Source organism: Halobacillus shinanisalinarum, from assembly GCF_022919835.1.
Taxonomy (GTDB): Bacteria; Bacillota; Bacilli; order Bacillales; family Halobacillaceae; genus Halobacillus_A; species Halobacillus_A shinanisalinarum.
In genome coordinates this window covers 3,225,509-3,246,034 of the sequence record NZ_CP095074.1, presented here as the reverse complement: position 1 = coordinate 3,246,034, position 20,526 = coordinate 3,225,509, and the positions used below count along the sequence as shown (strand labels likewise).

Genomic DNA, 20,526 nt, shown 5'->3' with positions numbered 1-20,526 from the left:
TCACTACACATCCTTACGCTTTCGTTATCGGTGCGAATCGGGCAAGCAAGCGTTTAATTCCTGTTGGAGCAGGGAAAGCAATATCAAGCTCCATACCGTCACCTTCCCCTTGAACTTTAACAACTGTACCCTCGCCCCATTTTTTATGCTTAGCTTTGTCCCCTGGCTGCCAGGAAATTTTCTCCCCACCTGAAGAGCCCTTGTCGATCTTTTTCGGGGCACGTTTCGTCGGTTGTTTCTGGGCTTGAGATGGAATAGGTGTTGTTTCGCGTTTCTTATTAAAAAATGGCAGTTCCTCTTGCTCGTCTTTCCCTTCGACGAATTCTTCGGGAATTTCGTTGATAAAACGGCTGATCGGATTCATATTGGTCCGTCCATATAGTGTGCGCATTTTCGCATGGCTCATAAACAACTGACGTTCAGCCCGGGTAATTCCTACGTAGGCAAGACGGCGTTCTTCTTCCATTTCCTCATCATCCATGAGCGAGCGGCTATGCGGAAAGACGTTCTCCTCCATCCCGATTAGAAATACGACAGGGAATTCAAGCCCTTTTGCAGAGTGAAGGGTCATTAAGGTTACGGTATCATCACTCGTCGGATCTTCATTCATTTGGTCGATATCAGCAATCAAAGCAAGGTCTGTCAGAAAAGCGACAAGCGTTTTATCTTCACTATTTTCCTCAAAATTCTTCGTTACTGATTTGAATTCTTCGATATTCTCTAAACGACTTTGCGCTTCGAGACTTTTTTCATTGCGAAGCATCTCTTCATAGCCTGTTCTTTCAATCACTTCCGCCACCATATCTGTCGCTGATAGAAACTCTTGCTGCTGAGCCCAGTTTTTAATCATGGTATAGAAGTTCATGATCGATTTCGCCGCTTTCGCACTTACACCTACAAAATCAATTTCTGCCGATGCTTCAAAAAGAGAAATATCATGATCAGTTGCATAAGCCTGCAGTTTATCAAGACTCGTCTTCCCGACACCACGCTTCGGTTCATTGACGACACGCTGGTAGCTTAGATCATCATTCGGATTGGCAATCAAACGCAAATAAGCAAGCAAGTCCTTGATTTCCTTACGATCATAGAACTTTGTTCCACCGATCATTTGATAAGGAACCCCTGCTTTTACAAACGTTTCCTCAATCGTACGGGACTGGGCATTTGTACGATACAGAATTGCGACATCTTTGTATTGAAAACGTCCACTGCGAATCATGTCCTCAATATGATCTGTTACAAATAACCCTTCTTCCCTCTCTGTCCCGGCTTCATGGTATTGAATTTTATTCCCGCCGGTATTGTCTGTCCAAAGATTCTTCGCTTTACGACCGCTGTTGTTGCCGATCACTTTGTTTGCCGCATTTAAAATCAATTCGGTTGAACGATAGTTTTGTTCAAGCATAATTGTTCGTGCGGTAGGGTAATCTTTTTCGAAGGAAAGAATGTTTTTAATATCGGCTCCACGCCAGCCATAAATCGATTGATCCGAGTCGCCAACCACACATAGATTCTGATAACGGCTCGCCAAATAACTGACCAGCTGGTACTGAGCATGGTTTGTATCCTGATACTCATCGACATGAATGTACTGAAAACGGCGCTGGTAATATTCGAGTACTTCAGGAAGACGTTCAAACAGTGTCAATGTCTGCATAATTAAATCATCAAAATCGAGTGATTGATTCTTCCTTAGCTTCTTCTGATATCCCTTGTACACTTCTGCAATCTGTTCCTCATGTATACTCGCTGCATCACGGACATAATCTTCTGGTGTGAGCAGCTCATTTTTAGCATTGCTAATCGCTCCAAGCATCGCACGCGGATCCCATTTCTTAGGATCAAGATTCAACGCTTTTAAAACTTGCTTGATCACAGAAAGCTGGTCACTGGAATCGAGTATAGAAAAATTACGATCATATCCAATTCTGTCAATATCTCTACGCAAAATTCGTACACACATCGAGTGGAAGGTCGACATCCAAATTTTCTCGCCTTCAGGTCCAACGAGGGCTTCGACACGCTCCTTCATCTCCCGTGCGGCTTTATTCGTAAAGGTGATCGCCAATACATTACGAGGGGCGACATCCTTTTCATTAAGTAAGTAGGCGATTCGGTGGGTGAGTACTCGAGTTTTTCCGCTTCCGGCCCCTGCCATTATTAAGAGCGGTCCATCGGTATGGGTCACCGCATTTCGTTGTTGTTCGTTTAATCCCTTAAGTAAAGGGTTTATTGCTTGCGTCATGTGGACACCATCCTTTTTCAAAAAATGAGGGCTGCCCCCTCGAAGCTAAATCTCATTTGCGCAAAAAGCACATCTCTCTTATTCTTTACAAGCCTGTACCGTTTCAAGTGCGGCCTGGATATTTTCATATAGGATATCACCGACGACAATAACGTCCGCATGTTCCTTCATTTGCCTTGCCTCCGCAGCAGAACGGATTCCCCCGCCATAAAATAACAAAGTATCGTGCAGCTGTTCTGCCGTCTCACGTACTAGATTCGCATCGCCGTAACGTCCACTGTATTCGATATAAAAAATCGGGAGATGAAACATATGCTCGGCCATTCGGGCATAGGCAATCACGTCTTCCTGATCAGGCATTGTACAGTTGGTTGCTTGAAAAACTTTGGCCTGTTCATTCATGACACAATAGCCTTCGACAAGCATGTCATTCCAGTCGATAAAATCCCCAAATTGTTTTACCGCTTCGTGCTGGACATCGAGCATGAAACGTTTCTCCTTACTATTAAACACCATCGGAATGAAGTACCCATCAAACTCAGGTGAAATGGCATCAATCGCTGAAACCTCAAGCACACAAGGTATCTCATATGTTTGCACTCTCATCAACAGTGTAAACACGTTTTCATACGTGATGCCATCTGTTCCGCCAATAATAACCGCATCCGTTCCAGATTCACATATTATCTTAAGGTCGCTGTCAGACAACGGTTTATTCGGGTCTAGTTTAAAAACATGATTCCATTCTTTCACATTATAGTCCACCGCACATATTCCTCCAAAAACCTTTTATCCATTCATACATTATAGCAAAGATTCCCTGCTAGAACGAAACCATATTGGGGCATAACTGTGAAAAAGTAGAGAGCATTTTCGTGGAACATTCGGACAACGCTCGTAAGAAGGCTACAAGTGAGCGTTCAAAAAGCTGCCAAATGAGAAGGTCGACTAAGATCGCCACGACACGCGAGCAACGTCGACACTAGCACGTTCCTTGCGCGTCGCAAGAAGGTATAGTTATCACTGCCTAAAAAAAGACCGCCTCTTTAATAGAAGCAGTCCTTTTCAACTTATACTTATTATTTCGTTTTATTCGCCTGCACGCGATCGAGCGCCTGGGTGTAAGCATCATTTCCATAATTCAAGCAGCGCTTCACACGTGAGATCGTAGCAGTTGAAGCCCCTGTTTCTGTTTCAATTTTGTGGTACGTAAACCCTTCCCTTAACATACGTGCGACTTCAAGGCGCTGGGCTAACGATTGAACCTCATTCATTGTTGCTAAGTCATCAAAGAATTCATAGCACTCTTCTACATTTTCTAATGATAGTATTGCTTCAAAAAGCTGGTCTAGCGTTTTCCCGCGTAGTTTATCAATTTGCACGATGACATCCCTCCTTTTACTCAGCCATAATGATGTCTGGTCGCTCTGGAACGATGTTCACCCATGTCTTCCCAGGAACGAAACTGACAACTTCTCCGTCTTTAAAAGGTAAAATTCTACCATTCTTATTCTTCCATTCTACCTCAATCATTTGCCCTTTTTGTACTAAAAACCCATCGCCGCCTGATGTTAAGTCAATTTCACGGCGCCCTGCATCGTCGACAACCTGATGTTCTGTTTTTACAATAAAGACATTATCTACGGCAATGCGCTCGTTCGTCTCTTTCTCTATTGTCGGCTCTCCATCACTTGTGCGTTTATACTGCCCCGTCTCCGGATCATAGGTATAGCTTACCGTTTCACGCTCACCATAAACAACCTTTACTTGTTGTGCTGATTGTCCATCAAAAGCAGGCTCGTCCGCAAATGACAATGGTTCAATTTTTTTCGAGCTGTCATACCCTTTTTTCCCAAGCAGAGAGTCGACTCCAGAGGTTAATAGATAGGAATTGTGGGGAGCCTTACGATCTGTTGCACGCTTAAACAGCTCTCCATCATTATCGTATAATGCTCCATCAGCAAAATCAATCCCGCTTTCATGAACCATTTCGTTTATAAAATTCGCTGCCCCGTGATAGACATATAGTGCATCATAAGCACTTGCTAACTTTACATAATACGGTCGTGCACTTCTTACTGGTCCAATGACCTCTGGAATTTCACTATGAAACAAGGCTAGAAAACGAGTAATCGGCCCTTCGGCTAACACTTCATAGACAATATCCGCTTTACTTAACCCAGTCTGGGGACGTGCATCACTATGATTATTCACCATCACAGAAAGGATACGATGATCAACCGGCCCGTTGGCAGGCTCACCTGTTAACGGATAAATCGTTTCATTATCTGTCTCTGTTGTTTCACCTTTGTCCCCTTTTTCGACCTTTGTCTCTTTATTATCCTGATGCTCCTGCTTGCTATCATCCTCTGCTTGATTCGCACAGGCTGCAAGGGCGAGCATGAAAACGACCGCCACAATCAACCAGACCATCTTTCTCACTAGAGCACTTCCTCTTGCACCTGTATATTCTTCTTTATTTTAACGCATCATCGCAGGATAAAGTACCTCTTTCTTTTTCACATCCATAATTCCCTTTGGTGTAATTCTAATATAAGGGAGATGCATCGATGATAGAAACAGTAAGGTGTACACGGGGTCCCCGAAGGCGTATCCATAAGAGTTTAGGTGCTCTCTTAGTCTATGCTCTTCCTCTACTAAAGATGACATCTGCATATCCGCCATAATTCCACCAAGCCGTAATGGCAGTTCATAGACAATTTCACCCTGATCAGCGAGGACGATACCACCGCCAAGCTCTTTCATCCGCTCAAAGGCAAGCTTCGTATCCTCTCGTGAATTTCCTATTAAAATAAAGTCTCCGGTATTAGAATAAGAGCTTACAAGACCACCGAGTGAATCGGTAAATCCCTTTAATAATGTATTGACCTGCCATTTTCCATCTCTGTCTAGCAAAGTAAGAAAAGCTTCTCTCGTTTCAGGGGGCAAACGATCTACCGATACGTCATTATCTATCGCGTATGGCTTCATAATAACTTCATTCACCATCTCCATCCCAATCGGCATAGAAAATTGCAGATCATCATCGGTCAATCCCCAGTTTATATCAAGCGGAGCGACCCCGTTTTCTACCCAGTGAACCTCTGTATGACTTGCCACATTGTTATGATCACGTTTCATCCATTCTCCTTTTGCGATCACAGAGTGGGGAGTAGGATCAGTTGGATCTGACAAAAAGTTCAGGTGAGCCACTCGACCGGCCCCAAGGCTTCCAATCCGGTCTTCGAGACCAAAATGACGGGCTGGCTGATAAGAGCCCATTAAATAGGCGTCAATCGCAGGAATACCTGCTTCGATAGCAATTTTTATACAAACATTGATCAATCCTTCACTCAAAAAGCCAGGCGTAGATCCATCCGTTGTGTACATCAACTTATCAAAATGGGTAAGATTCTTTTCCTTCAGCCCTTTTAAAATATCAGGTAAATCCGGGCGTATCGATGAATAACGAAGGCCCGTCTGATATCCATGCATCAATCGGTCCATCACTTCATCCGCCGTCATTGATTCATGTTCTGAATCAAGTCCAAGTAACTTCATCTTCACTAACGTCTTCCACGATGCGCCAGGCAAATGACCTTCAAGCGGTTTTCGGGAACGCTTCGCCTCTTGCATCCAATGCAGCATCTGATCGTCGCCACCATACAGCACATTAGGCCACGCTGTCAGTTCTCCCCCTTGAATGACTGCATCATGATTGAGCCACGATAACACTTGATCATCGAAGTCATACTGGTCCTCTTCCTGCAGGGCAGACTGTGAATCAAATCGAGCCCACCAAAACACAGAAGCAGATAACTTCGCGCAGTCTTCAAGTAAAGAAAACGCTTTCTTTTTGTCTGTTAAAAAAACCCACATTAAGTTATCATTAATCAGTGTTGTTGTTCCCGTTTGGACAGCATGCTGTGCTAAGCTGAGTGGGTTATATAACTGATAAGGATGTACATGTGGCTCGACATAGCCGGGGACGATATAACTTCCTTGTCCATCAATGATTTCTGTCCCTTCCGTGAGAGGAGGAAGCTCTGGGCCAGAGTAAATGATGCGATCCTCATAGATCCATATATGGCCAGTCATCCATTGTTTCAAGTAGACATTTAAGTAGGTTGTATTTTTTACTAGTTTGGTTGGCGCAAGTTTACCTTCCACGACGGCTACGTGTTCACGCAACTGTCTATTACGCCAACGGAAGCGTTGTTCATTCACTCGAGAGCCTCCTTCATTCATTTTTTCTATCTTAACACACGAGAAGCAACTTCGCGAAGCAAAAAAGACTGGGTAAATGAGCGTTTACACTCAAATCTTGAGCAGTTAGGTTGGAATTTGTTACGTTTACGTGCAAAAGTGAGCGATTTGAACAAAATCTGGTTCACTCCGCCAAAAAATTGAGCGTTTTCCACCTTTTATAAAATGCGAGAAAAATCCGCCCTGATGGACGGATTTTTTATAAAGGAAAGGCTGGTTTGCCCCTAAGTCATTCAGTTTGAAACGAATTGCCGATATCTTTCCTATAAAAAAACCCTTCATGCTCGTCAAAAGCAGTCAATGAACTATACACAGCGTTAAGGGCCTTGTCGAGTGTTGTCGCCACCGCTCCCACAAGCAGTACGCGTCCGCCGCTTGTAACATACCCACCATCTGCATCCTCTGTCCCTGCATGGATAGCGAAAGCATCTTCCTTCCGCCATTCCGGCAGCCGTACACCTTTTTTATAACTTCCAGGATAACCTGCAGAAGCTACGACGACACCTGCACATGCTTTCTCAAACCATTTGAGTTGCGGATTTCTTCCATCAAGGACATCTGTCAGTACTTGGGTAAGGTCATTAGTTAAAAGCGGCAAAATGACCTGGGTTTCAGGATCACCAAAACGTGCGTTAAACTCAATTACCTTAGGACCTGCATCTGTTTGAATCAATCCCGCATATAAAATACCCGTAAACGACCGACCTTCAGTCACTAAAGCTGAAGCTGTCTTCTTCAAGATTGACTCAACGGCATAATCATAATCCTCCCAAGGTAAGTGGCTAGCAGGAGCAAAGGCACCCATTCCACCAGTGTTTGGACCTTTATCCCCGTCATAGGCACGCTTATGATCTTGGGCAGTTACCATCGGATAGACATTTTCTCCATTGACAAAAGCCATCAAGGAAAATTCCGCACCTTGCAGAAATTCTTCGACGACGATTTCCCTGCTTGCATCACCGAATTGACCTTCAAGCAGCATATCCTCAACAGCTTCACATGCTTCTTCCACCGTTTCTGCAACAACAACACCTTTTCCTGCTGCTAATCCATCTGCTTTTACAACAATGGGCGCACCTTGTTCACGGATATAGGCTTTTGCCTTTTCAGCATCCTTGAAAGCTTGATAATCAGCCGTTGGAATATCGTATTTCTGCATTAGCTGTTTAGCGAAATGCTTACTTCCCTCGATCAAGGCAGCTGCTTGAGTTGGCCCGAACACTTTGAGACCAGCCTCCATAAAGCGATCGGCCAGCCCGTCTAATAACGGGTTTTCCGGGCCAATAATCGTCAGGTCAACTCCATTTTCTTTAGCAAAAGCGACAAGCTGTTCCTGATCGGTTTCCTCCACCTGGACACGGACAGCCTGCTCCCCCATACCCGCATTCCCAGGTGCCGCAAAAAGGGATTCAACTTGTGTACTTGAAGCGAGCTTTTGGATGAGGCTGTGCTCACGTCCTCCACGTCCGATAACTAGAACCTTCATGATTCGCCGCCTCCTTGATTAATGTTTGAAATGACGCATTTTCGTAAATACCATCGCAATGCCATGCTTATTACAGGCATCAATCGAATCTTGGTCGCGTTTTGAGCCACCCGGCTGAATAATCGCTTTCACACCGGCATGTGCTGCCGTTTCAACTGTATCCGGCATCGGGAAAAAGGCATCGGAAGCCATTATCGCACCTTCTGCCTGAGCACCCGCTTGTTCAAGAGCTATTTTGGCAGCTCCAACACGATTCATTTGACCTGCACCGACACCAAGTGTTTGATCTGATTTCGCAATCACAATGGCATTGGATTTTACGTGTTTGACCACTTGCCAGCCTAATGCTAGATCCTTAAGCTCTTGTTCTGTTGGTTGACGGTCTGTTGCCACTTCAAGCTCAACGTCTTCAAGTGAGCCTTCATCCGTGTCCTGAACGAGTAAGCCGCCACTTACAGAAGTAAGCTTATGGGTTTGAACACCAGGCTTCTTCATTTCAATTTCAAGCAAACGCAAATTCTTTTTCTGTGTGAGAAGATCCAGCGCTTCTTGACTAAAGGAGGGGGCGATCACGATCTCAAGGAAAATCTCCTTAAGCTTTGCTGCCGTCTGTTCGTCCACTTCACGATTCAAGGCAACAATACCGCCAAAAATAGAAACCGGATCACCGGCATATGCTTTACCATAGGCTTCAAAAAGCGATTTCCCTGTTCCTACACCACACGGGTTCATATGTTTGACAGCAACAGCTGCTGGCTCTTGAAACTCAAGAACAACATCCAAAGCTGCATTGGCATCTTGTATGTTGTTATAAGAAAGCTCTTTGCCATTTAATTGTCTAGCATCGGCTAACGAAGCACCGTCATAATTTGCTTTTTTATAAAAAGCCGCGGTTTGGTGCGGGTTTTCACCATAACGTAATGACTGCACCTTTTCATATGTAGCCGTGTACGTTTCTGGATACGATTCCTCCGTTACGTCCGCAAAATAGCCAGCAATCATTGCATCATAATTGGCGGTGTGACGGAACACTTTAGCGGCGAGCTGTTTACGTGCATCAAAAGAAAGCTCACCTGTTTGCAAACTTGCAATCACTTCGTCGTAATCGGCTGGATCCACAACAACAGCGACATCTTCAAAGCTTTTAGCTGCTGCACGAAGCATCGTCGGGCCGCCGATATCGATATTCTCAATCGCATCTGCCTCTGTAACATCTTCTTTAGCGATCGTTTCCTTAAACGGATAGAGGTTTACAGCGACAAGATCGATCGTTGCGATGCCAAGCTCAGCCAATTGTTTCATGTGGTCTTCATTGCCGCGTTTTGCAAGCAATCCACCATGAACCGACGGGTGCAGTGTTTTCACACGTCCACCCATAATTTCCGGGAAATCAGTAATTTCTGAAATTGATTTCACAGCTAAGCCGGCTTCTTCAATCGCCCGCTTCGTTCCACCTGTAGAGACGAGTTCGTAACCTAGTTCGATTAAACTCTTTGCAAAAGCAGTTAAGCCTTGTTTATTAGATACACTTAGAAGTGCGCGCTTCTTGTTCATTTGGATTCCTCCTTGGCCTTTAATGACTGAATGACACGCGGATACAGCACATGCTCTACCGCTTGAATCTTTCGCTCGACATCTTCCTTTCTATCCTGTGCTTCGATACGAACAGCTTCCTGATCGATAATTGGTCCTGTATCCATGCCATCGTCGACAAAATGAACCGTTACCCCTGTAATTTTAACCTTCTTCTCAAAAGCCTGTCCGATTGCATCTTTTCCCGGAAAGGCCGGTAGCAGAGATGGGTGAATATTTACGATTCGATCCTCATATGCCGTAAGTAATGTTGGGCCAATAAGCCGCATGTATCCAGCAAGGATAATCCATTCAACTCCTCTATCCTTACAATCAGCAAGCAAGGCTCGCTCAAAAGCCTCTTTATTCACAAATGATTTCGGATTAAACACGACGGTGTCGACATGTCTTTTTTGTGCTTTTTCAATCACGCCTGCATCGATTCGATCAGAAACGAGCAAGGAAACCCTTGCATCAAGATTTCCGTTTTCTATTGCATTCATCACCGCATCGAAATTCGAACCGGTTCCCGATGCAAAAACAGCTAGGTTCATCATGACCAATGAATTCCCTTCTGTTCCGTGACGTAACCAATTACTTGCGCCTCTTCTCCTGCCGCTCGTAAAGCGTCAAGTGAAGACGCAACCTCCTCTTCAGAAACAACCGCAACCATACCGATGCCCATGTTAAACACTCCGAACATATCATCAATAGTCAAGTCTCCATGCTTACGAAGAAAATCAAACACTGGCGGTATGTTCCAGCTATTTTGATCTAGCTTGACTCCTAATCCCTCAGGAAGCGTGCGTGGAATATTTTCATAGAACCCACCACCTGTTACATGAGCCATCCCTTTTACAAGCACAGCCTCTTTTAGTGTTTTAATGGCACTTGCGTAAATCCTTGTCGGTGTTAAAAGGATTTCCCCGAATGGTTTGTCAAAAGGGGTATAGGTCATCTGAAGATCAAGGTTGTACTGATCGATGATTTTTCTAACGAGTGAAAAACCGTTCGAATGGACACCACTTGACGGCAGGCCGACCAAAACATCCCCTGGTTGCACCTGCTCTCCTGTAATCAGCTTTTCTTTATCGGCCATTCCGACAACAAAGCCAGCTAGGTCATATTCATCATCCTGGTACATGCCAGGCATCTCAGCAGTTTCACCGCCAACAAGGGCACTGCCTGCTTGTTCACAGCCGTCCGAAATACCTTTAACGATCTGTTCTATTTTGGCCGGGTCATTTTTGCCACAGGCAATATAATCTAAAAATAATAGTGGATCCGCGCCTTGAGCAACGATGTCGTTCACACACATCGCTACGACATCGATGCCAATTGTGTCATGTTGATCCATTTCAAACGCGAGCTTAAGTTTAGTTCCAACTCCATCTGTTCCTGTCACGAGCACAGGGTGCTTATAGCTCATCTGGCTAATGTCAAATAAGCCAGCAAATGCACCCAGACCGCCCATCACTTCTGGGCGCATCGTTCGTGCCACGTGCTTCTTCATACGATCAACAGCTTCATAACCTGCCTCTACATCCACACCTGCTTGTTTATAAGATTGGCTCAATCTGTCCCCCTCCTCTCCTTATGCTTTTTCATACGGTAATACCGTGTTTGGATAAATCTCAGTTGGATAGTTACCAGTGAAACAAGCTGTACAGCCGCCGTGTTCCATCGACTCTTCACCTTGGTAAATAGCTTCATTTAACCCATCAACCGACAAATAGGCAAGACTATCGGCCCCAATTTCCGTTTCAATATCCTTAACAGAATGGTTAGCTGCAATCAATTCTCCGCTAGTCGATGTATCTATGCCGTAGTAACACGGATTCTCGATGGGCGGTGAAGCAATACGGACGTGTACCTCTAAAGCCCCTGCCTCTTTAAGCATCTTTACAATCCGCCTGCACGTTGTCCCGCGTACAATCGAATCATCGACCATTACGACACGCTTGCCTTCAACGATACCTCGGACGGCCGATAGCTTCATCTTCACGCCTTGCTCGCGAAGCTCTTGTGATGGCTGGATGAATGTCCGGCCTACATAGCGATTTTTGATTAAGCCGAGTTCATAAGGAAGTCCAGCCGCTTCCGCATAACCAATAGCTGCCGATATACTTGAATCCGGCACTCCTGTCACCACGTCTGCTTCAATCGGTGCTTCACCAGCAAGCGCCTTCCCCATCCTTTTTCTTGACGCGTGCACATTTTTCCCGTCAAGGTTACTGTCAGGTCGGGAAAAATACACATGTTCCATCGAGCAAAGCGTACGCTGAATTGGCGCTGCAAACCGTTTTGACTCCAAACCATTCTTATCAATAACAATTAATTCTCCTGGCTTCACTTCACGCTCATACGTTGCGCCAACGATATCAAACGCACATGTCTCAGAAGAAACGACCCAGGAATCACCAAGATAGCCAATCGATAACGGCCGCAGACCACGCGGGTCATTCGCAACAAACAGCTGATCCTCCGTCATGATTAAGAAAGCATAGGCCCCTTTAATCATCGATAGTGCCTGACAGATCGCTTCATCAATCGGAACATTTCCTGCCCGCTTAATTAAATGAGCGACGACCTCGGTATCTGATGTCGTTTGCAAAATGGAACCTTGAGCTTCAAGCTGGCCTTTCAATGCCTGGGCGTTCACGAGGTTGCCATTATGGGCGAGAGCAAGACCGCTGGTTTGTGAACGGAACATCAGTGGTTGAATATTCTCATAGCTTCCATCTCCAGCTGTTGCGTACCGAACATGGCCGATTGATGCATGTCCCTCAAGCTCTTTCAAGCTGTCTTGTGAAAATACATCGTTGATCAAGCCGTGTCCTTTAGCTACCTTCATATGATCTCCATCTGACGTGACGATGCCTGCACCTTCCTGCCCGCGATGCTGTAGGGCATGAAGACCGTAATAAGTCAGTTGTGTAGATTCCGGATGACCCCAGACGCCGAAAATGCCACATTCTTCGTTTAAGCCTTTGATTTCACCAAGCATGGAATAGCTCCTTTCCAAATTTGTTTCAACTTCCCTGTTTGCTCTTCAACAACGACTTCACCATTTGATTTGAGACGGTACACCCCATCTCCCGTTACTTTTCCTAACAAACTAGCATCGTCCATAAGCGATTCGAATGTCTGTTGATTTTCTTTAGTCACTGAAACTAGAAAGCGAGATTGTGTTTCGGAGAATAGAGCAGTTGTTTCGTCACCGGTAACTGTAACATCACAGCCAAACTCTTTATTAAATAGACTTTCCGCAAGGGCAACAGCAAGACCGCCTTCAGAAACGTCATGAGCTGATTGAACGACTCCTTTCTGAATGGCTTGTAGCAAGCTTTCTTGGCGGGCTACCTCTACTTGCAGATCGATCTCAGGTGCTCTGCCAAAATGACGGCCTTCCATCATGCCCTGAAGTTCACTGCCGCCAAACTCCGGCTTCGTTTCGCCAATAATATAGATTAAATCACCTGGCTGCTTCATACTAGAGCGAGTAATGTGTTCCGTTTGTTCAATTAACCCGACCATCCCTACGACTGGTGTAGGGTAGATCGCTTGCCCTCCAAACGATTCATTATAAAGGGATACGTTACCACTGATCACGGGTGTACCAAGTACGGTACAAGCCCTACTCATCCCCTCCACGCTTTTTTCCATTTGCCAGAAGATCTCTGGGTTTTCTGGTGAGCCAAAATTGAGGCCATCCGTCAATCCAAGCGGTCGTCCTCCGGAACATACGATATTACGTGCCGCTTCAGCGACAGCAATTTTTCCGCCCACCTCTGGATCAAGATAAATATAGCGAGAGTTGCAATCGGTTGTCATAGCAAGCGCCTTATCTGTTCCACGTACGCGGACAACTGCTGCATCCGAACCTGGGCTGACTACTGTATTCGTCTGAACCATGTAATCATATTGGTCGTACACCCATTCTTTACTTGCTATCGTCGGCTGCTGAAGGAGATCCGCTAGCGTTTCGCCGTAATTCGTAACTGTCGGCAGGTAGCTGTCCATTTCCTGGTACTCTTTATAATAAGCTGGAACTGCTGAGGGCTGATGATAGACAGGAGCATCCTCTGCTAACGAATCAACAGGTACATCTGCAACAGTCTCCCCGTAGTGTTCAAGGCGGAAGCGCTTATCGTCGGTCACTTCACCAACAGATACAGCCTCTAAATCATACTTACGGAACACGTCAGCAATTTCATCCTCGCGTCCTTTTTCTACGACCAAAAGCATTCGTTCTTGTGATTCAGACAGCATCATTTCATAGGCTGTCATGTTCTCTTCGCGCTGTGGAATTAAGTCCATATTCATCAGCATTCCGGTTCCTGCTTTACTAGCCATCTCACTTGCAGATGACGTAAGGCCGGCTGCCCCCATGTCCTGAATACCGACGAGGGCGTCATGATGAATCACTTCTAAACAAGCTTCGATTAACAGTTTTTCCATAAAAGGATCGCCGACTTGAACGGATGGACGTTTCTCCTCAGAGGCTTCAGACAGCTCCTCAGAAGCAAAAGTGGCACCATGAATCCCGTCACGCCCTGTTTTGGCTCCCACGTACATAACCGTATTTCCGATACCAGCCGCTATTCCCTTTTGAATATCCTTATGATCAATCAAGCCGACACACATCGCATTAACCAGTGGATTACCATTATAGGCATTATCAAATTGTACCTCTCCACCCACTGTTGGAACTCCGACACAATTTCCATAACCAGCTATGCCACGAACGACTTCCTCAAACAAATATTTCACGCGTGGCTGTTTCAAAGAACCAAACCTTAGTGAGTTTAATAAGGCAATCGGTCGTGCTCCCATCGAAAAGACGTCACGCAGAATACCGCCGACACCCGTTGCTGCCCCTTGATAAGGCTCAACGGCTGAAGGGTGGTTATGGCTTTCCACTTTAAACACGACAGCCTGGTCGTCGCCAATATCAATGATTCCTGCCCCTTCTCCTGGTCCTTGGAGAACATGCCGTCCCTTTGTTGGGAACTTTTTCAGTAAAGGTTTAGAATTCTTGTAGCTGCAATGTTCTGACCACATGACAGAGAATAGACCTGTTTCTGTGTAGTTTGGACGACGTCCTAAGATACTTGTAATCGCTCGAAACTCCTGATCACTTAATCCCATTTCACGGTATAATTGCTGCTGTTCAATTTGTTCTGGGCTAATCTCAAGCATTGATGGCATGGTTATTCCTCCAGTGTGTCAAGATCGATTGAAATAGACGCAATCCGTCCTTGCTTCCAAGTAAAGCATCGACGGCACGTTCAGGGTGTGGCATCATCCCCAGAACATTTCCTTGTTCGTTTATAATTCCGGCAATATCTGCAATAGAGCCATTCGGGTTCGTTTGGTAGGTAAAAGCGATTTGCTTGTTTGCCTTTAACGTTTGATAGGTTGATTCATCACAGTAGTAATTTCCATCACCATGGGCTATTGGTATCTGGATTTCTTCTTTTTCCTTATAAAAATCAGTAAAGAGTGTTTGATTATTTTCAACTCGAAGTGTTTCATGGTGACACATGAATTTAAGGTTTTGGTTAGGCAGCATCGCACCTGGAAGCAAGCCCATTTCGAGCAGCACTTGAAACCCATTACATACACCAAGTATAGGTTTACCCTTTTCAGCTGCTTGACGAATTTGTTCAATCACACCTGAAGTTGAGGCGATCGCTCCAGAACGCAAGTAGTCTCCATAAGAGAACCCACCTGGTAAGAGAATCCCGTCGTAGCTTGAAAGGTCTGCTTCCTGATACCAAACTAAGTCTGCTTCTTCCCCTAAGGCTTCCGTAATAGCAAAGGCCATGTCCCGATCACAATTCGATCCTGGAAAAACAACGACAGCAAACTTCACTTAGACAACCTCCTCGATCGTGTACGAGTAATTCTCAATGACAGGATTTGCGAGCAGCTGATCACACATTTTCTCAACTTGCTGCTCAATATCGCCGTGGTCTTCGATCATGACTTCCATGTATTTTCCGATTCTTACATCCCCGACATTTGTGTATTCGAGTGAATGAAGAGAATGCTGAACAGCCTTTCCTTGGGGGTCAAGGACACCTTCTTTAAGAGTGATGTAAATCTTTACTTTGCGCATGTGTGCTCCTCCAGTCGTTGTAAAATAATCTTATAAACCGAAATTAAGTCTCCAAGATTTTCGCGGAATACATCTTTGTCCATCTTCTCACCCGTTTTATCGTCCCACAGACGGCACGTATCTGGTGAAATCTCATCGGCTAAGACGATCGTTCCATCAGCAAGCCGGCCAAATTCTAATTTAAAATCAACTAAGTCAAGACCCGTTTGCTTAAATAGATTCGCTAGAAGTGCATTTACTTCCAGTGCTTTATCTTTTATAGAATCAAGCTCTGCCTTGTTTACATCCGTTAAATGATAGGCATGCTGATCATTAATGATCGGGTCATCTAATTCGTCTTTTTTATAAAAAAGTTCTATAAGCGGCGGATTGAATCGCTCTTTTTCTTGGATGCCAAGTCTACGTGTAATGCTTCCGGCAGCAATGTTACGGACGACAACTTCAAGAGGAATAATCGTCGTTTTAGCTACCAGCTGCTCTGTATCATTAAGTTCTTCAATAAAATGGGAAGGGATGTTGCGTTGCTTCAAATAGTCAAAGATTTTCGAGGTAATCAAATTATTAAGGCGTCCTTTGCCTTCAAATTGATCTTTCTTCTTACCATTAAATGCGGTTGCATCGTTCTTATAAGATAAAATTAGCTGCTCAGGCTGACCCTCAACATGGTAAACTCGCTTCGCCTTGCCTTCATACAAAAGAGAACCCTTCATCACGAACACCTCACTTGGGATTTTATGGATGACCTGGTCATCCATATTATGGTACGTTACAAGCCGATACGGTCGAAGATGCGATCGACATTTTTCAGGTGGTGCTTGTAGTCAAAGCATGCATTGATTTGTTGTTCGGACAGAGTGGATGTAACCTTGTCATCTGCTTCAATTAAGTCGCGGAATGGAACCCCACGTTCCCATGCTTCCATCGCTTTTGGCTGCACGAGATCGTACGCTTCTTCGCGAACCATGCCTTCATCAATCAGCGTTAGCAATACACGCTGGGAGAAAATTAAGCCGTACGTTTTTTCCATATTCTCTTGCATTCGGTCAGGAAAAACGGTTAAATTTTTCACAATGTTTCCGAAGCGATTGAGCATATAATTGATCGCAATTGTAGCATCAGGTAAAATCACACGCTCCGCTGAAGAGTGGGAAATATCGCGTTCATGCCATAACGGAACATTTTCAAAAGCAGTCAGCATTTCACCGCGCAGCACGCGAGCCATCCCTGTCATATTCTCAGAGCCAATCGGGTTTCGCTTATGCGGCATCGCTGAAGACCCTTTTTGACCTTTTGCAAAAAATTCCTCAACTTCACGTGTTTCCGTCTTTTGCAGTCCGCGAATCTCGACAGCGATTTTTTCAATAGAAGCGGCAATTAACGCGAGTGTTGATACATAATGCGCATGACGATCACGCTGCAATGTCTGTGTCGATACAGGAGCTGCTGCAAGACCAAGTTTGTCGCAAACATACTCTTCCACAAACGGATCGATATTGGCGTATGTTCCAACTGCTCCTGATAGTTTGCCAACCTCAATATGTTTGATAGCTAAATCCAAGCGTTCGAGATTCCGTTTCATTTCTTCATGATAGAGTGCTAGTTTTAACCCAAAAGTCGTTGGCTCAGCGTGTACACCATGGGTGCGCCCCATCATTACTGTGTGTTTATGTTCTACAGCCTTATCGGCCAAAATATCGATAAACGCAACCAGGTCCTTACGAATAATTTCATTGGCTTGCTTGAGTTGATAAGAAAGTGCTGTATCCACCACGTCTGTTGACGTTAAGCCGTAATGCACCCACTTGCGCTCTTCCCCAACTGTTTCAGATACAGCTCGCGTGAAGGCAACAACATCATGACGTGTCTCTGCCTCAATATCGTGAATGCGTTCAATATCGAAGGATGCCTTTTCACGTAATTTAGCCACATCTTCTTTAGGAATCACTCCAAGCTCACTCCAAGCTTCACAAGCTAGCAGTTCCACTTCAAGCCAAGCTTGGTATCTATTTTCTTCGGTCCAAATCGAACCCATTTCAGGTCTTGTATAACGTTCTATCATCGTCTTCCTCCTCGTCACTTACCACATATGAATTTGGTTGTACTTTATTTGCTTATCAATTTCTTTTAAACTATTTCCGATAAACGTGATATGTCCCATCTTTCGGTTCGTTCTTGCCTCACTTTTGCCATAGTCATGGAGGTGAAATCCTGAGTAATTCTCCAGTCTGCTATGCAAAATATCCTGGTGTTTACCGAGTACATTAATCATCACTGCAGCTGGAAACGAATGAATCGGCAACAGCGGCAAGCCGCAAATCGCTCGTACATGCTGTTCAAATTGAGAAACACTGCAAGCTTCGATCGTATAATGTCCTGAGTTATGGGGCCTTGGCGCCATTTCATTAATGTATACATCCTTACCTTGGACGAACATTTCTACAGCAAACGTGCCGACAATGTTGACTTTTTCCGCCAAGGCTTTTACAGCGTCCTGCGCTTTTTTAGTGACCTTATCCGAAACCGCCGCCGGGACTCTCGTCTCGTGTAAAATATGATTCTTATGAAGATTCTCCGCTACAGGGAAATAGACAATATCTCCGTCCTGACTTCTCGTGAAAATTTGTGAGATTTCCAGATCAAATGTGATCCACTGTTCAACGATATAGGTTCCGCCATCTTTGATAAACGTTTCTACCTCATCAAAATCCTCTTCTTTTCCGACGGGAAGCTGGCCTTTGCCGTCATAACCGCCACTGACTGTCTTAATCACAGCCGGAAATCCGATCGTTTCCATCGCTTTTTTAAATTGATCAAACGTTTGAACAATTTCATATTTCGCCACAGGCAGCCCTGCCTCGACAGCAATCTGCTTTTCTTCAGCACGGTTTTGTGTCACCTCTAAGGAATAAGCACCTTGAGGAAGCTTTTCGGCTTGTTCAAAAAGACGAGCAACTTCAAGATCCACATTTTCAAACTCATACGTAATCACATCGCTAAGTTCACTTAATCTCTCAGCCGCTTTTGGATCATCATAGTCTGCAACGATGTGATTATCAGCCACCTGTGCACATGGGCAGTCCTCTGTCGGATCAAGTACAGCAATGCGATACCCCATATGCTTGGCGGCTACGGCCATCATTCTTCCCAGTTGACCACCACCAAGAATTCCGATCGTTCCACCTGGTCGTACTACGTTATTGCTCACGTAACTCCCTCCTCATATCAGTCACCTTTTCTTTCATTTGCCCACGGTATTCAGTAAGTCGTACGGCTATTTCATCATTAAAAGCTCCGACCATTTCTGCTGCTAGAATCCCAGCGTTTTTCGCTCCCGCTGAACCAATGGCAACGGTGGCGACAGGAACACCGCCAGGCATCTGTACAATCGAAAGTAAAGAATCAAGCCCATCTAATGCCTTAGATTGAACAGGGACCCCGATGACAGGCAGCGTAGTTTTAGCTGCTACCATCCCCGGCAGGTGCGCCGCGCCCCCCGCGCCCGCTATAATCACCTTGATTCCCTTTCCTCTTGCTTCCTCCGCGTAAGTGAACATATCCTCAGGTGTTCGATGCGCAGAAATGATCTCCGTTTCATAATCCAACCTCAGGTCATCCAGTATTTTACAAGCTTCTTGCATTGTCGACCAGTCAGAGATACTCCCCATGATGACTCCTACTTTAACCATGTAATCCCTCTTTTCAATAAAAAGATTGCTTAGTCGAACTTTTTTGAACGCCTCTACTAGGGGATCTTCCTCTTTACGTAGTAAAAAAGCCTGCTTATCTCCCTCTAATGAGGAGAGATAAACAGGCATACGTATGTTCAGAAGGTGAATGCTTGATCTCCCCTCATAGTCCGGAAATTTACGGTATCCGGGTAGAAACGTACGGGCCATATTCCCGTCTTATATGAGGTTCTTCTATGCAGTTTCTGACTCAATCATAGCAATATTCAATTGTATCTGTCAATGCAGATAACGAACATTTTAAATTGATATAGATAAAAATGTTCGGTTTTCACTGCTTGACTCCATGAAAAACAACCACTTTCCCTACAGGTTCCACAGTTTTTTCACCATTTTGAACAACCTCCCGAAAGACAGGTTCTTCTGCACGGCGTATCGGGGTGTATCCTTCACTTTCCATTCGCTCTAAACACTGATCAATCGTTTCATTTTCACGCACTTCAAAGCGCTTCTTGCTGTTTTTCTTGGCCATTACGTAACCTTCCCTTCTTCACCTGCTTCACCCAGAACCCGCCATGAATCTGCTTTGGTTCATAGGCAATAATGAAGGCTTTAGGGTCAATGGTTTTAATCGTTTCATATAACTTTAACTCATACTTTCTTGGAGTCAAAATTTGCATCGCCAGCCTGTCGCCTTCCATTCCATAAGCATACCAGCTTGTTACCCCATACCCCTTATCACGAAGCATCTTCGTAAATTCGATATCAGGGTCAGAAGAAATAACATTCACCGTCGTATAACCAAGCGCCAACTTCTCTTCAATCTTCATACCAACGACAACACCCATTCCATAACCAACAGCGTAAGCAATGACATTTTCTATTTGATCAAGATTATCAAGCACCAGCCCTAAACCTACAATGTAGACAACGATTTCAAACATACTGATAAATGCTGCGAAATAACGCTGGCCCTTCAATGTAAAAATCATCCGAAGCGTGAAAAACGAAACGTAAACGATGTTAACGACTAAAATGATGGTGACCATCACCAAAGTATTATCCAGCATGCATGTATTCCTCCTGTACTGGGGAACTGACCAGCTGCAACACCTACAGAAACCTACATCTGAACATAGCGTTT

At 44.8% G+C, this 20,526-nt stretch carries 19 protein-coding genes and 1 riboswitch; all 19 genes read right to left on the bottom strand.

Annotated features, from left to right (window positions below; translation table 11 throughout):
- Window positions 1-13: 13 nt before the first annotated feature.
- Entirely contained in the window at window positions 14-2,248 is a 2,235-nt protein-coding gene (gene pcrA, locus MUO14_RS16145; protein WP_244751633.1) for a DNA helicase PcrA, read from the bottom strand.
- Between the two features lie 78 nt (window positions 2,249-2,326).
- Window positions 2,327-3,013, bottom strand: a complete 687-nt coding sequence (locus MUO14_RS16140) for a heptaprenylglyceryl phosphate synthase (protein ID WP_244751632.1) — start codon at window positions 3,011-3,013, stop codon at window positions 2,327-2,329.
- A gap of 314 nt (window positions 3,014-3,327) precedes the next feature.
- Window positions 3,328-3,630, bottom strand: a complete 303-nt coding sequence (locus MUO14_RS16135) for a YerC/YecD family TrpR-related protein (RefSeq protein WP_244751631.1) — start codon at window positions 3,628-3,630, stop codon at window positions 3,328-3,330.
- A gap of 16 nt (window positions 3,631-3,646) precedes the next feature.
- On the bottom strand, window positions 3,647-4,681 hold the full coding sequence (locus MUO14_RS16130; RefSeq protein ID WP_318036041.1) for a DUF3048 domain-containing protein: 1,035 nt from the start codon (window positions 4,679-4,681) through the stop codon (window positions 3,647-3,649).
- 48 nt (window positions 4,682-4,729) lie between these two features.
- Window positions 4,730-6,475: an adenine deaminase C-terminal domain-containing protein gene (locus MUO14_RS16125; RefSeq protein ID WP_244751629.1), complete on the bottom strand. Its 1,746-nt coding sequence runs from the start codon at window positions 6,473-6,475 to the stop codon at window positions 4,730-4,732.
- Between the two features lie 268 nt (window positions 6,476-6,743).
- The gene (gene purD, locus MUO14_RS16120; protein ID WP_244751628.1) at window positions 6,744-8,000 is read right to left on the bottom strand and encodes a phosphoribosylamine--glycine ligase; all 1,257 of its coding nucleotides are present in this window, start codon (window positions 7,998-8,000) and stop codon (window positions 6,744-6,746) included.
- An 18-nt stretch (window positions 8,001-8,018) separates the two neighbouring features.
- Window positions 8,019-9,554, bottom strand: coding sequence for a bifunctional phosphoribosylaminoimidazolecarboxamide formyltransferase/IMP cyclohydrolase (purH, locus tag MUO14_RS16115; protein ID WP_244751627.1), 1,536 nt, complete (start codon window positions 9,552-9,554; stop codon window positions 8,019-8,021).
- Window positions 9,551-10,129: a phosphoribosylglycinamide formyltransferase gene (purN, locus tag MUO14_RS16110; RefSeq protein ID WP_244755618.1), complete on the bottom strand. Its 579-nt coding sequence runs from the start codon at window positions 10,127-10,129 to the stop codon at window positions 9,551-9,553. Before purN ends, purH begins: the two co-directional genes overlap by 4 nt.
- Window positions 10,126-11,148, bottom strand: a complete 1,023-nt coding sequence (gene purM, locus MUO14_RS16105; RefSeq protein ID WP_244751626.1) for a phosphoribosylformylglycinamidine cyclo-ligase — start codon at window positions 11,146-11,148, stop codon at window positions 10,126-10,128. Before purM ends, purN begins: the two co-directional genes overlap by 4 nt.
- An 18-nt stretch (window positions 11,149-11,166) precedes the next feature.
- Window positions 11,167-12,579 carry an amidophosphoribosyltransferase gene (purF, locus tag MUO14_RS16100; protein WP_244751625.1) on the bottom strand — a complete coding sequence of 471 codons (1,413 nt, stop codon included), beginning with the start codon at window positions 12,577-12,579 and terminating at the stop codon, window positions 11,167-11,169.
- Window positions 12,555-14,783, bottom strand: a complete 2,229-nt coding sequence (purL, locus tag MUO14_RS16095; protein WP_244751624.1) for a phosphoribosylformylglycinamidine synthase subunit PurL — start codon at window positions 14,781-14,783, stop codon at window positions 12,555-12,557. The genes purF and purL overlap by 25 nt, the downstream gene beginning before the upstream one ends.
- Window positions 14,767-15,450 (bottom strand): phosphoribosylformylglycinamidine synthase subunit PurQ, encoded by a 684-nt coding sequence (purQ, locus tag MUO14_RS16090; RefSeq protein ID WP_244751623.1) that lies wholly within the window; start codon window positions 15,448-15,450, stop codon window positions 14,767-14,769. The genes purL and purQ overlap by 17 nt, the downstream gene beginning before the upstream one ends.
- Window positions 15,451-15,696 (bottom strand): phosphoribosylformylglycinamidine synthase subunit PurS, encoded by a 246-nt coding sequence (purS, locus tag MUO14_RS16085; RefSeq protein WP_244751622.1) that lies wholly within the window; start codon window positions 15,694-15,696, stop codon window positions 15,451-15,453.
- Window positions 15,684-16,406 carry a phosphoribosylaminoimidazolesuccinocarboxamide synthase gene (gene purC, locus MUO14_RS16080; RefSeq protein ID WP_304654191.1) on the bottom strand — a complete coding sequence of 241 codons (723 nt, stop codon included), beginning with the start codon at window positions 16,404-16,406 and terminating at the stop codon, window positions 15,684-15,686. The genes purS and purC overlap by 13 nt, the downstream gene beginning before the upstream one ends.
- Window positions 16,407-16,462: 56 nt before the next feature.
- On the bottom strand, window positions 16,463-17,755 hold the full coding sequence (gene purB / locus MUO14_RS16075; RefSeq protein ID WP_244751620.1) for an adenylosuccinate lyase: 1,293 nt from the start codon (window positions 17,753-17,755) through the stop codon (window positions 16,463-16,465).
- 18 nt (window positions 17,756-17,773) lie between these two features.
- A complete protein-coding gene (purK, locus tag MUO14_RS16070) occupies window positions 17,774-18,901 on the bottom strand; it encodes a 5-(carboxyamino)imidazole ribonucleotide synthase (RefSeq protein WP_244751619.1) in 1,128 nt (375 codons plus the stop codon).
- Window positions 18,891-19,382, bottom strand: coding sequence for a 5-(carboxyamino)imidazole ribonucleotide mutase (gene purE / locus MUO14_RS16065; RefSeq protein ID WP_244751618.1), 492 nt, complete (start codon window positions 19,380-19,382; stop codon window positions 18,891-18,893). The genes purK and purE overlap by 11 nt, the downstream gene beginning before the upstream one ends.
- A gap of 146 nt (window positions 19,383-19,528) precedes the next feature.
- A riboswitch (purine riboswitch) is annotated at window positions 19,529-19,629 on the bottom strand.
- An 84-nt stretch (window positions 19,630-19,713) separates the two neighbouring features.
- Window positions 19,714-19,914 carry an NETI motif-containing protein gene (locus MUO14_RS16060; RefSeq protein ID WP_244751617.1) on the bottom strand — a complete coding sequence of 67 codons (201 nt, stop codon included), beginning with the start codon at window positions 19,912-19,914 and terminating at the stop codon, window positions 19,714-19,716.
- Window positions 19,883-20,452, bottom strand: a complete 570-nt coding sequence (locus tag MUO14_RS16055; RefSeq protein ID WP_244751616.1) for a DUF2179 domain-containing protein — start codon at window positions 20,450-20,452, stop codon at window positions 19,883-19,885. The genes MUO14_RS16060 and MUO14_RS16055 overlap by 32 nt, the downstream gene beginning before the upstream one ends.
- Between the last annotated feature and the right edge of the window lie 74 nt (window positions 20,453-20,526).